Source organism: Flavobacterium sp. Root935, assembly GCF_001429295.1.
Taxonomy (GTDB): domain Bacteria; phylum Bacteroidota; class Bacteroidia; order Flavobacteriales; family Flavobacteriaceae; genus Flavobacterium.
In genome coordinates, this window is sequence record NZ_LMJL01000008.1 from 372100 (window position 1) to 385523 (window position 13424).

9 protein-coding genes are annotated in these 13424 nt (G+C 34.6%); 2 read left to right on the forward strand and 7 right to left on the reverse strand.

Annotated elements, in window-relative coordinates; genetic code table 11:
- Positions 1–131: 131 nt before the first annotated feature.
- Positions 132–566: a DUF6526 family protein gene (locus ASE40_RS06970; RefSeq protein ID WP_057116242.1), complete on the forward strand. Its 435-nt coding sequence runs from the start codon at positions 132–134 to the stop codon at positions 564–566.
- Positions 567–678: 112 nt separating this feature from the next.
- Here the strand turns inward: ASE40_RS06970 and ASE40_RS06975 are convergent, their stop codons facing one another.
- The 3 genes from ASE40_RS06975 to ASE40_RS06985 all read right to left on the reverse strand — a co-directional run bounded on the left by ASE40_RS06975 (position 679) and on the right by ASE40_RS06985 (position 3952).
- Positions 679–1842 (reverse strand): hypothetical protein, encoded by a 1164-nt coding sequence (locus ASE40_RS06975; protein ID WP_057116984.1) that lies wholly within the window; start codon positions 1840–1842, stop codon positions 679–681.
- A 147-nt stretch (positions 1843–1989) separates the two neighbouring features.
- On the reverse strand, positions 1990–3411 hold the full coding sequence (locus ASE40_RS06980; protein WP_057116243.1) for an MATE family efflux transporter: 1422 nt from the start codon (positions 3409–3411) through the stop codon (positions 1990–1992).
- 64 nt (positions 3412–3475) lie between these two features.
- Entirely contained in the window at positions 3476–3952 is a 477-nt protein-coding gene (locus tag ASE40_RS06985; protein ID WP_057116244.1) for a MarR family winged helix-turn-helix transcriptional regulator, read from the reverse strand.
- 174 nt (positions 3953–4126) lie between these two features.
- Here ASE40_RS06985 and ASE40_RS06990 point away from each other — a divergent pair, with 174 nt between their 5' ends.
- A complete protein-coding gene (locus tag ASE40_RS06990) occupies positions 4127–5041 on the forward strand; it encodes a hypothetical protein (protein ID WP_057116245.1) in 915 nt (304 codons plus the stop codon).
- Between the two features lie 335 nt (positions 5042–5376).
- Here ASE40_RS06990 and ASE40_RS07000 read toward each other — a convergent pair whose 3' ends face one another.
- The 4 genes from ASE40_RS07000 to ASE40_RS07015 form a co-directional block, all read right to left on the reverse strand.
- A complete protein-coding gene (locus ASE40_RS07000) occupies positions 5377–7395 on the reverse strand; it encodes a glycoside hydrolase family 97 protein (protein ID WP_057116247.1) in 2019 nt (672 codons plus the stop codon).
- A 25-nt stretch (positions 7396–7420) separates the two neighbouring features.
- Positions 7421–8665, reverse strand: coding sequence for a glycoside hydrolase family 71/99-like protein (locus ASE40_RS07005; RefSeq protein WP_057116248.1), 1245 nt, complete (start codon positions 8663–8665; stop codon positions 7421–7423).
- Between the two features lie 199 nt (positions 8666–8864).
- On the reverse strand, positions 8865–10376 hold the full coding sequence (locus tag ASE40_RS07010; RefSeq protein ID WP_082586768.1) for a RagB/SusD family nutrient uptake outer membrane protein: 1512 nt from the start codon (positions 10374–10376) through the stop codon (positions 8865–8867).
- Positions 10377–10404: 28 nt separating this feature from the next.
- Complete coding sequence (locus ASE40_RS07015) at positions 10405–13422, reverse strand: SusC/RagA family TonB-linked outer membrane protein (protein WP_241774333.1); 3018 nt, start codon at positions 13420–13422, stop codon at positions 10405–10407.
- Positions 13423–13424 lie beyond the last annotated feature (2 nt).

Genomic DNA, 13424 nt, shown 5'->3' on the forward strand with positions numbered 1-13424 from the left:
CTTAACAAACTTTAAAAAAGTTTAGATTATAAAGAGAACATTGGTTATGTTAGTTTATTTTTGGGAAAAAGCTGCTCTATAATTTTATAGAGCAGCTTTGTTTTTTTAGAGTACCTTTAAAAAAGAAAAACATGAAAATTCAAACCTATTACAATCATATACGGTTTTATACCCCACACCATTTTGTATATTATCCAATTCTAGTTCTATTTTTAATTGCAAGCATTTATTTTGCTGCAACGACAGAAGATTATCTTATCTGGGGATTCATAAGCGTTATTTTTGTCTTTTTGTTCGCTTTAGCATTTATGCTGCGCCAGCATTATGCACTTACATTACAAAACAGAATCGTGCGTTTAGAAATGCGTTACCGCTATTTCTCTTTGACAGGCAAAAGATTTGAAGAATTTGAATACAAGCTTACAGACGATCAAATATTTGCATTACGCTTTGCTCCCGACAGCGAATTGATTCCGCTTGTAGAAGATGTTTTAAAGAACAATTTAAGCGGAGACTCAATCAAAAAAGCAATCGTGCACTGGAAAGCAGATTATCACAGGGTTTAGCAAAGAATAACAATTACAAAAATCAATTTCAATATCAAGGATCAATGACAATCAAAAGAATTATTTCAATTTTAAATTGACATAGATTTTTGATATTGATTTTGATATTGAACTATTCCTTTTTTTTATTAAAAGCTAAATAAAATAGTGATAATATTATCCAAACCGATACAATTACAATGAAATATATTCCGATAATATTCGGATGCAGGTAATTTGGTTCGTAAAAAAGTTTATCTAAAGTGTTGAACTTTTCTGCTAGAGCTTTTCTTTCAAAATTATTTCGAATTCCATTCAACGGTTCCCCATGATTATCTCTATAATGATAAACATCTTGGGTTAATTGTTTCGGAATCAAATTGGTTTCTATATTGTATTTTCTAAGAATTGTGTCTAATTTTTGAAATTCATACGTTAAAGAATCTTTCTTAGATTTATACAATATTTTATAACGTTCTACTGCAGATTGATACTTTTGTTTGTCGATCGAATCACCATGTACAGCATTAAATAATGAGTTGTTTTGCAAAAATATGCAGATATCTTCATCATGTTCTGGATGCACAGGAAGCCCTTTAAAAATAATCTGTGTACTATCTTTTATAACTTTTTTAGAGATAATTCTTTTATACAATTCTTCTTTATCTAAACCAATAATATCCAGAATACTGTCAGCTTTATTTTTAGTTTTGTCAAAAGTACTTGTGAGGGCTTTTATGGTATCGATACTATAATAATTGGTTTCAATTATTGGGTATTCTCCTGCAGAAATGGTATCTTCCTGCTTAATTACAGGATACGGCTTTGGATATAAGATGTTCTCATAATTAAAAAGTTTCTCCGAACTGTAAGATGTATAACCATATAAAAACGGATTTAGAACATTAAGTAGTTTTTTGTCTTTATTAAAATCATTTTCAGATAATTCTGTTTTCAGTTTCGCATTCATTCCGAAGCTGTAACTAACAAAAAATGAAAAAGTTAAAAACGAAATCAGCAATAAACAGGCAGTAATTTTAAGCAAACTTCCTCCTTTATAATTTTCTCTAGAATGATTTCGAACTAAGAAAATGAGGAAGAAAAGTAAAAACAAACCGCTCACAAAAAAATGCGATATAGAAACATCATCGTAAAACTTAAAACGATAAAATTCAGTATAGATATTAATTTTAGCGATTCCCTCAAAAGTAAAATAACCGTATAAAAAATAGGCTAAATGAATTAAGGCTAGTACAATTACAGATTTTACGAAATAACGTTTTAGATTTTTGGTCATTTTTAAAAAGGTGCTAAGGTTCTGAGATACTAATGTTCTAAGATAATTAAATTTTTCTTTTGCATTTAGCATAAAATTAAAAAGACGCACAACTGTGCGTCTTTTTATTAATCTCAGAACCTTAGTATCTCAGAATCTTAGACCCTTTTATTTCGAAATATCAAACCCCTCTTTCACAATTTCGCTTTCTACTTTACCGATTAATTTATTGGTTTTACCAGTTAATCTTTCTTTTTTCCAGTCACCTTTTATGTAGAGAACTAAGGTAATTAATGCTGTCACTACCGAAGAAATCGGGAAAGCCCACCAAATTCCGATTTTTCCTAGTGGTGTATTATGAGATAAAATAAAAGCCAGCGGAAATTGAATTACCCATTGCGAAACCAAAGTTAAAATCATTGGCAATTTTGTATTTCCAACGGCACGGAACACGCCCGTTAAGCAAAGTTGTAAACCTAAAAATCCCCAGGAAAGGCAGGTAATTCTAAGAAATTCTGTTCCACCTTCTATAACCGCTTGATCTTTTGGAACAAAAAACGCAATTAAATATGGCGCAAGAATAAACGCTATTATTCCCAATCCTGTTAACAATCCGAAACCGAGATAAGCACCTAGTTTTGAAATTTGAGCAGCACGGTCAATATTTCCTGCACCAATATTTTGCCCAACAAGAGTAGCAATCGCCATCGATAAACCTAAAGCTGGAATTAAAATCAGCTGAATTAAATTGGAACCTGCTCCATAAGAAGCAACCGTTGTTGTACCAAAACGTACAATTAAAAACGTAATCGCCATCATACCCAGAGCACGCATAGATTGCTCTATAGAAGATGGAAATCCGATTTCAAAAGCTCTTTTAATGTGATTATAGTCAGGTTTAAAATCTTGAATGCGAAGATGAATTCCGTGTTTTCCTCTAAATAAAATCACAAATCCAATGATAATAGCCAAAAGCTGTGTAGACAAAGTTGCCAATGCAGCACCTTTTACGCCCATTGCTGGAATAAAATTCCACCCGAAAATAAACAAAGGATCCAGCGCAAAGTTCAAAATTACTGTTCCTAAAACAATATAAACAGGAAGCGTTACACGACCAACCCCGCGCATAATAGATTGGAAAATCATAAATCCGAAACTAAAAACCAAACCTACAAAGGCGACTCTCATAAATCCTAAAGCATCTGCATAAACCTCAGACGTTACTTTTAAAAGATATAAAAAATATGGACTCAAAATATATCCAATAATAGATAAAACTATAGAAACTATAATTACCATTGACAATGTCTGCGCCGCCACATGATTGACCATTGTTTGATTTCCCGCACCAAAATATTGCGCAATTAAAATAGATCCTGCAATCGCCAGTCCAGTTCCTAAAGCAATGGTTAAGAATATTACTGGCGTACTTATTGAAACTGCGGCAACAGCATCTCCGCCGAGGCGACCTACCCAAAAAGCATCAACCAATTGGTAAGCAGCTTGTAAGAGATTGGCAATCATGATTGGAACTGCCAGCTTTAATAATGAAGAAAGAATTGGTCCTTCTAATAATTCGTTTTTTTTCATTTTTTATTTCAAATAATTATTTAAAAAATAAGTTGACATATCAACTTTTAAAGTTTAAAAAAAATTAAAGTATTTCTAATTTATCTGCATAAGATTTTACCGCATTTAAAGCTTCTATTCTTTCCTTTGGAGAAAATACAGACATTACTTCTTCTTCTGCCCTTTTCATTAGCGATCGAATATTTTTTGCCATAGCAACTCCATCAGAGGTAAGACTTACAATATTCTTTCTTTTATCTGTTTTATCTTTTACAACCTCAACTAAATTCTTCTTTTCAAGCGCTGTAATACTTCTTAAAATCGAAGATTTATCGCGCATTGTTTTGTCTGATAATTCTCTTTGCGAAAGGCTTTTATAATTCAAAATCATCAGCAATGGCAATTGTTCTAACTGCAATGTAATTCCTGCTTCTGTCATTAACGCATTGGTGCGTCTAAAAATTGCACGTTTAATACGGTGAATCTGAAAGAAGAAACTATCGGATATTTCCTCTTTCCAAAAATTTGAAAAACTTTCTTTATCTGTATTTGCTTTTTCCATGAGGCAAAGTTATAAAAAAAGATGACATGTCAACTAATTTTAAATAAGACCCATATTTTACTGATAACCAAATACTTCAATTTAACAATTCAATATAAAAAATAAAAATGAACGATAATTTTTACTAACTTTAATGTTAAATATTACCTAATCAAAATCTAAAAACTAAATCTGATGAAAAAAATATTTGTTTTTTTGGTAATGACGCTCTTATGGATTCCGCTAAAAGCTCAAACTATCGCAGAAAATAATTCTAGTGAAAGTTTAACAACTTTTAAAACTGAAACTGAAGATTTTCAGGACAGTTATTCAGATGATCTTCCGTGGCATGCGAGAAGATTCAAGGTAACGGCGGGTGCTTTTTTTCCTGTAAATAATACCGAAGTTGAAGTAGGAAGTAATAATGGAAGTTTTGGCAATTTAATTGATTTTGAAAAAGATCTCGGCTTTAATAAAAGCTCTGTTTCATTTATGGGAACTTTTGAATGGAGAATCTCAAGAAGATCAAGACTTGGAGCCGAATATTACTATTTGAGCAGAAGTGCCACTAAAACACTTCAGAAGGAAATTGAATTTGGTGATCACGTTTATCCGGTAGATGCTACTGTTTCTGCCTTTATGGACAATCATATTGCAAGAATTACATACAGTTATGCTTTCATATCAAAACCAAAATACGAAATTGGAGCGCTTATTGGTGCACACGTTCTATTTGGAGATGTAGGTATGAGATTAGAAGGAGCAACAATCGAGGCAGAATATAAAGATAATTTTGACTTTACTGCCCCTCTGCCAGATATTGGTCTCTTTGGAGAATTTGTATTAGGTAGAAAAGTTGGTCTTTATGCTAATATCAATTATTTTGCTATTAAAATTAATGATTTTGACGGACGCTTGTTAAGTTACAATTTATCGGTGTTGTACAATGTTTATCAAAATTTTAGTTTAACAGCTGGATATACTGGTCTTAATATCAGAGTAGATGTTGAAAAAGAAAGATTAAATGGATTTTTTAAATGGGGATATAACGGTCCGACTATAACAGCTACTTATAGCTTTGGAAATCATGTTAAGCTTTATAAACATTGATTTTTTTTAAGGGGCTAAGGTTCTGAGGTGCTAAGGTGCTAAGGTGCTAAGGTGCTAAGTTTTTTTAACGCAAAGACGCTAAGATTTACGCAAAGTTCGCAAAGTTTTTTTCTCAAAGCTTTGCGAACTTTTGAGTTTTTGCAAAACCTGGCTTGTTAAAAAACTTAGCGTGCTTTGCGGTAAAATTATACTCAAAGCAAAGAAAACCTGAAACTTGAAACTTGAAACCTGAAACTTGAAACTTGAAACAAAAAAAAACAAACCCGATAACTCTCCAGTATCGGGTTTGCATTACTAAACTTAACTTAATTAACTCAAAATAAAACTCAACTAATTTATTTCTCTAGTGGAGTGAATTTTACTGCTGTTCCTCCTCCAGCGCCCAACTTAATATTTAATACAGTTTTATTATTTACTTTTTGTTTAGAGATTGTAACAGGATACGGATTGGTTTTATAATTTGCTCCAGGTCCGTCTGCATAGATTTCTGCTTCGTATTCTTTGTCTTTATCTAAAAATGAAAGTGCTACTTTTAAATCTCTTGCATTTCTATTGGTGATTGAACCTAAATACCAGTTTTTCTCTTCCCAATCTTTACGAGCGATTGTAGTGTATTCACCAATTTTAGAATCTAAAACTTTAGTGTCAGACCAAGTACAAGGAACGTCTTTTACGAATTGAAATTCTGGTTTTCCCTCATAATTCTCAGGTAAATCTGAAGCCATTTGCAGCGGACTAAAAATAATAACATATAATGCCAATTGATTGGCTAAAGTAGTCTGTACTTTTGCCCCAGAAGGCGTTTTGTAATCAAAATTGAAATTCCCCGGCGTGTAATCAAAAGGTCCAGAAAGCATTCTGGTAAAAGGAAGCGTAGTTAAATGCTCTGGCGTATTTCCTCCATCTACAGACCACGCATTGTATTCCTGCCCTCTTCCGCCTTCCTGCGACATAAAGTTGGGATAAGTACGCTGTAAGCCCGTTCCTTTCATTGGTTCGTGGTTATCGATCATGATATGATATTTGGCAGCAGTCTCAATTACTTTTCTGTAATGACGTGCTCCGTACTGGCTGTCATGCCATTCTTTTTTATCCAGGAATTTGTTTACATAACCCGTTTTAACCGAATTCACACCCATTTTTTGATACAATTTGAATGCATCTTCCAGCTGGCTTTCGTAGTTTTTGGTTGCTCCTGCAGTTTCATGATGTCCAATTAAACGAACATTTTTCATAGCAGCATATTTTGTAATTTCTTCCAAATTAAAATCTGGATAGGCTTTTACAAAACTAAATGCAGAACCATCGGCAGTCCAGTCGCCGTCCCAGCCTTCGTTCCAGCCTTCGACTAGAACGCCGTCGAAACCATTTTTTGCAGCAAAATCAATATATTCTTTTGTATTCTTAGTTGTTGCACCGTGTTTTGGTCCCTGTCCCCAAGTGTACTTTTCTAAATGCATTCCCCACCAGATTCCAATATATTTTGAAGGTGTGATCCAAGATAAATCTTCAATTTTTGAAGGTTCATTTAGATTCAGCATGATTGTCGAAGTTGCCACTTCTCCAGGATTTTTACCTACAACAATGGTTCTCCAAGGTGTTTTAAAAGGCGTTTCTGCATACACTTTTACACCATCTGCCCACGGCACCAAATCACTTTTGTATTGCTTGTCTGTAGTTTTTAGAAGTGTCATTGAGGCAAAATCTGTTAGATTGGCTTCGTGAATCGCTACATACAATTTGTCTTTGGTTTCAAAAGTTGCCGGCGTATTAATGGTATCTGTTTTACTCATTAAAGTTTTACGGTATTCGCTTTCGTAATAACTATTTTCGCGATGAACTGGAATCCACCAAACTTCATTATTGTCTTTAAAGGTAAACTGTGTTATTTCATTAGAAATTTTGACTTTTCCTAAGTGAGGCTGTTTCGGGAATTCATATCGAAATCCTACTCCATCATCAAAAACCCTAAAAATAATATCAACCAAACGCTCCTCGCCTTTTGATTCTTTTAAGTGAACAATTAATTCGTTATGATGATCTCTTACTTTTTTGAATTCTCCCCAAGGCTGTTCCCAAGTTTCATCGGCCGATTTTTCTTCTGTTGAAACGACTTCAAAACCTTCCGTCATTTTGGGAAGTCCTTGAAATTCGAAACCAAGCAGAGAAGGTTCAATAACCGATTTTCCGTTAGAAGAAAAACTATATTGAGGCTGTCCTGAAGGAGTTAATTCAAAAGTTAATTCAGAGATTTTTTCAGGAGAACTGATTTTATACGTTTTTTTAGTACTGCAGGCAAAAATCAGCATTGATGCCAGTGCCATTAGGCAGTATCTATATTTTTTGTTTTTCATTATTTAAATTGTATTAATTACAGCTCTATTTAATTTCGCTAATTATTTGTTTTGCTTTTGCTGACTGCATGGAAACAAAATAATTAAACGCTTGATCGAGTTTTTTCTGGGCTTCGACATTTCCTTTTTTCTGTACGCGTAAATCATACAATTTGCTGATTTCCGGGAAAATATTTTCTGTATCTTTTACTCCCGAAAAAGTTTTTATTTTTTCAATAAAAGAATAACCGAATTCGAAAGTTGGTTCTATCATTGTTCCTTCTCCGAAATCATTCCAAGTAATAAGCTGTAGGTAATTTACATTAGCATTTTTAGCCAAAGCAAGTGTTGCGTCTAAGGTCGCTCCGTTATTGTGCTCGATTGTCCATCCAATTGCTGCTCCGCCTCCGCCTTCTGCATAAAAATCTTTAAATCCTGGATAAGCGCTTCCCATAGCAACTCCTAATTTTGGTTTGGTATTGGTGTAAAAATTCGTCAGGAAGCTGTTGTCTTTGTATACCCATGCATACTCGCCAGAAGCATTTTCGCCTGCTTCGTAAGATTGATCCCAAAGTGTCAAAAATGTTGGCTTTGTGGTTAAAGTACCAAATACATTTGTCCATTCGGCAGGAGTCTGCAAAATGATTGGTCCAAAATTCATTAATAGAGGTTTGCCATTAATTTTGATATAATTAGCATCAGTAAAATAATTATTTTGTACATAAGCTAAATCTGTTTTTGCAGCACTGGTTACCGAAATAGCTTTTCCGGCATCTACTGCACTTTTGGTTACTCGATCTTCATACACAATGGCATATTCTAAACCTACTTTTTCCAGCATATCAATCAGCTGTTCGGTATTTTCTTTGACCATTCTATAGTCATATACATCAAAAGTTCCATACCAATCTATTAGAACTCCATCGATTCCAGAGTATTTCATCATCAATAAATGATTTTCAATCACATTTTTATCGCCTGAGTGATAAGGTCCAATCAGCGGATAATAATAAGATGCTATTTCTCTACGGCCGCTAGCCGCAACATTATTCGGATTTTTGTTGGCCATTGTCCAATGATATCCCCATTTTTTATCGGCACTGCTTTCGTTGGTTTCAAACCACGGCATGTAGTGTACATAAATTTTGGTGCTGTTGGTTTTCTCTATCGCAACAGGTTTTACTACTTCTGGTTCTACGGGTTTTTCTGGACCTTTGTCATCACTGCTGCAGCCAGCAACCATCACAATGTTCATTAAACCGAAAACCAGCGATGTGATATATCTTTTCATACTGATGTATTATTTATTATTTTATATTTTTTGCCACAGATTAAAAGATTAAAAAGGATTTTTTGTTTTGTATTTGTTTAATTATAATCTGTGAGAATCTTTTAATCTGTGGCTAAAATAAAGCCCTTCAGATATTCATTCTTAAAAACATGTCAGCCTTCCACGACTAACCAACATGGAAGACTGACAGTTTAGAAACCTAATTCAAAGGATACCCAGGATTTTGTTTCAGGTTTTTATTTGTAGTTAAAACTGTACTTGGAATTGGAAAAATTGCTCTGTATTTTTCAGTAGTTCCTTTTTCCCACCATGGAAGAAAAAATGTTCCAAAACGAATATTATCTGTTCTTCTTCTTCCTTCAAATGTAAATTCTTTCAACAATTCTTTGTCTATAAAAGCAAGATCAATAGTTGCCGGCATTTCTTCTCCAGCACGTGCGGTTACTTGTTGTAGAAATGGTCTTGCTAAATCTGGCGAGCCCAAACGCACGTAACATTCTGCCTGCATCATTAAAATTTCTGCATAACGAATTAAAACAAAATCATGATCACGCTCCCATTGTTCTCCTGCTTTCATTTCGTATTTAGCTAAACGAACTCCTTCATTTTCTTTGGCATCTGTTAAACTTGTCAAGTTTTCTGTATAAGTCAACGGTTCTCCATTGTCCATCATAATTACAGAACCCGTGGCAAGATTAATTTGATCTCCTGCCAGCATACATTTTTTTCTTTTGTCTGTATCTGCAAAAGTTGAATATACTCCAGGCTGAGCGCACATTCCGTTAGCGCTCCAAGGGTAATTTCCTATTGGTGAAATTGCTAATTTTTGATTATAATGAGCAGACATTGAGTTCATGTAATTTCCAACCGTTCCTGCTTTTGAATCGTAAGGAATTGCAAAAATGATTTCGCTTGAAGTTTGATTTTCTGTTGCAAAGTTGGCAAAGAAATCTGGTGTTAAACTGTAACCTGTTACTTTCTGGCATGCATCTAAACAATCCTGCCAGCGCGCCACGCCAATAAATGCTTCAGAATTCAGATATAATCTTGCCAAAATTGAATAGGCTACATTTTTAGTCAATTTAGAATACACTACATTTCCATTTAAATACGGAATTGCATCTGTAAGCTCTTTTTCAACAAAATCGTATACTTCTTTTCTAGTTGAATTGGTTGGAAGATCTGTGTCTTCAAAATTAGTTACGATCGGAACATTTCCGAATAAATCCAAAAGATTGTAGTAGTAATAAGCTCTAAGCGCTTTTAATTCTGCAAAAATTGGGGCTTTTGCTTTCTCTGTCAATGACGATTTATTGATTTGATAAATGATCGCGTTGATCTTAGCAATTCCAGTATAATTGTAACGCCAAGCCGAAAGAATCATTCTATTATCAGCTTTCCAAGTATGTTTTTGTGCATCTTGATATTGTCCGCCATCGTACCAGTTTGTTCCTCTTGTTGGAATTGTAGCTTCGTCTGAAACTACTTCATTCAAAAAGAAAACATATTCGCAAGTCGGGAAATTATTCGATATTGCATCAGAGAATCCTCTTAAAGAAGAATAAGCTCCACCAACCAACGCATCTATTTCTTTAGGTGTGTTTCCAAAATTTCCATCTTCTACCTGATCATATAACTGTTCGTTTAGATCAGTACATGATACCGTAAAAAGCATGCTTAAAAGTATCGCTGCTGTTATTTTGATTTTCATTTTTAATATTTTATGGTTATCAATTCGCTTAATTATTCAGCGTAAAATTTAGTCCAACAGAAATCGTAGTTGGTCGAGGATAATTGTTGTACCTGTCAATTCCAGGAGCTGCTAATCCCGTTTGATCCATTACTCCCGTTTGATTTATTCCGTCTTGAGCATTTAGACCAATCTCTGGATCTACACCTTTGTAGCCTGTAATTACAAATAGGTTTTCTCCCATTACATAGAATCTAACTTTAGATTTTTTGTATTTTAATGGCAGTGTGTAACCAAGTGATAAGGTTTGAAGTCTAAAGAATGATGCATCTTCAATCCAATAATCAGAATACTTTGGTGCCGATGTAATACCGCTGTTTAAGAAATCATCAGGCACATTAAAAGCTGGTAACCTGTTTGGATCGTTTAACATCATGTTGGTCGCATTTAATGCTTTTTGCCCAAACATTCCGTATCCTGAAATTCCAAGATCAAAATTTCCATAAGTAAAATTCATTCCGATACCTAAAGTTAAATCTGGCTGGATGTTTCCTAAGTCTCTTTTATCTGCATCAACCAATGCGCTCTCTGCCACTACTTCATTCGCAGCGTTATAATATTGAATTTTTCCATCAGCATCTAAACCAGCATTTTTAAATCCCCAGAAAGTTCCAACTGGATATCCTTCGGCAATAATTTGAGAATATTGTCCAGACATACCTGCTAAACCGTGCAGAGATCCGCTGTAAATAACATCTGTTTTGTACGTTGGGTTTGAAAGTTTTTCGATTTTTTGAACGTTATGACCAAGTGTCAAATTCGCATTCCAATTGAATTTATCTCCTTTTACAATATCCGCATTCAAAGTAAGTTCAACTCCTTTGTTTGACATTTCACCAACATTAGCCAGCATAGTTCCTACTAAGTAAGGAGGCTGAGGCACTTCGTAAGTATATAATAAATCTTTTGTTGTTTTAGAATACCATTCGAATGATCCTGTAATTCTATTGAAAAGACCAAAATCAAAACCAACGTTTATCTGCTCTGTTGATTCCCACTTCAAATCAGGATTCGGATTTTGTTTTGGTGAATATGCCAAACTCCAAGTTTTAGTAACTGGATCGTAGTAACTGTCGTTTCCAACTCCTAAAATAGAAAGCGATTTGTATTCGCCAATTCCATCTTGATTTCCTGTAACCCCGTAACCAACTCTAACTTTTAAATTGTCTAACCATCCTTTTGAAGATTCCATGAATGCTTCGTTAGAAATTCTCCAGGCTGCAGATGCAGATGGGAAAGTTCCCCATTTATTGTTTTCTCCAAAACGGCTTGATCCGTCGCGTCTTACAGTTGCTGTCAATAAATATTTACCGTCGTAACCATAGTTGGCGCGAGCGTAAAACGAAACTAAATTTGATTTTCCTTTGTATGAATAAACATCACCCAGACGATAATTGTAACCAGCCCCTAAATTGTTATAGCTGAAAGCATCTGTTACAAAACCGCCTCTTTGTGCTCCAAAACCTTCGTAAATATTTTGCAGGTAAGAATATCCAGCCAAAGCACTTACGTTATGTTTGTCGAAGGTTTTGTTATAGTTGACATAAAGTTCTCCTTGTGCATTTGTAAATTCGCCATAACTTCTCTGTGCAAAACCGCCTTCTGTCTGCCCTTCCATAACGGCATACGATGGTTTGTACGAACCTCCTTTTACGGCATTATGTTCTAATGAAATATTAGCTGTAGCGGTAAAATCGTTTAAGAATTTGACATCTGTTTTAAAATAACCTAATAATCGGTGTCTCTCATTATCAATGGTTCTGTTGGTTAAAATCTCAACTGGATTTTGATAAATATTTCCAGTTACTTCAGAAAATTCACCATCAGAATTGTAAACTGGAATTGTTGGATTTAAGTTGTAAGCTCTTTCAAAAATTCTATAGTCTATAGGGTGCCATTTGTCGATATTTGCAAATAATCCCATATCAAACTTTACATCTTTGTTGTCTCCAAGAAATTGATAAGCTGTAACGTTTCCGCTGATTCTTTCTAAACCAGATCTTTTTATAAGACCTTCATTGTTTAGATAAGAAAGTGAAGTTCTGAAACCGCTGTCTGCTTTACCAGAATTAATACTTAAAGTATGTGACTGCGAAACTGCAGTCTGTTCAATTGCTTTCTGCCAGTTTGTGTTTCCGCCATAATCTACAGCATCTGCCAATCCATTTTCACGAACATAACCTCTCCATTGATTGGCTGATAAAAGATCTAAATTATTGGCAGCGTAACCAAAACTTGATAATCCGCTGTACGTTACAGACACTCCTTTAGTTCCAGATTTAGTCGTAATCATGATTACCCCGTTTGCTCCTCTAGAACCATAAATTGCAGTTGCAGAAGCATCTTTAAGAACATCAACCGATTTAATATCTGCCGGCTGCACCACATTTATGTCTACCCCTGCAATACCATCAACCACAATTAACGGACTGTTGCTTGCTGTTAAAGAAGTTCCTCCACGTAATCGTATTGTAGAACCCGCGGATGGATCGCCGGAAGGACGAATAATATTTAATCCTGCTACTTTTCCTTGTAAAACTTGTTCTGTTGATGAAATGGTTCCTTTTACTAAATCATCGGCTCCAACAGTTGAAATAGCTCCCGTTAAATCTGATTTTTTTACTTTTCCATAACCTACAGAAACCACTTGTACTTCTGCCAAAGTATAACCATCATTTTGCAGACGCACTTCAAGATTAGAAGTAGTTCCTGTAACCTGAACTCTTTGAGTTGTTGAACCAATAAAAGAAACTTCGATTGCACCTCCTACGGCTACCTGAAGACTAAATTTACCGTCAAAATCTGTTGTAGTTCCGTTTTTTGTTCCTACTTCAATGATAGAAGCTCCCGGCAATACATTGCCAGTATTGTCGTAAACGGTTCCTGATATCTGTTTTTTCCCCTGCGCAAATATGCCGGCAGAAAGAAAAAGCATAAAAATCATCAATACCGCCGATTTAGCAGTCCACATTTGATGCAGGACGCTTTTTTTATTTTTACTATTCATTA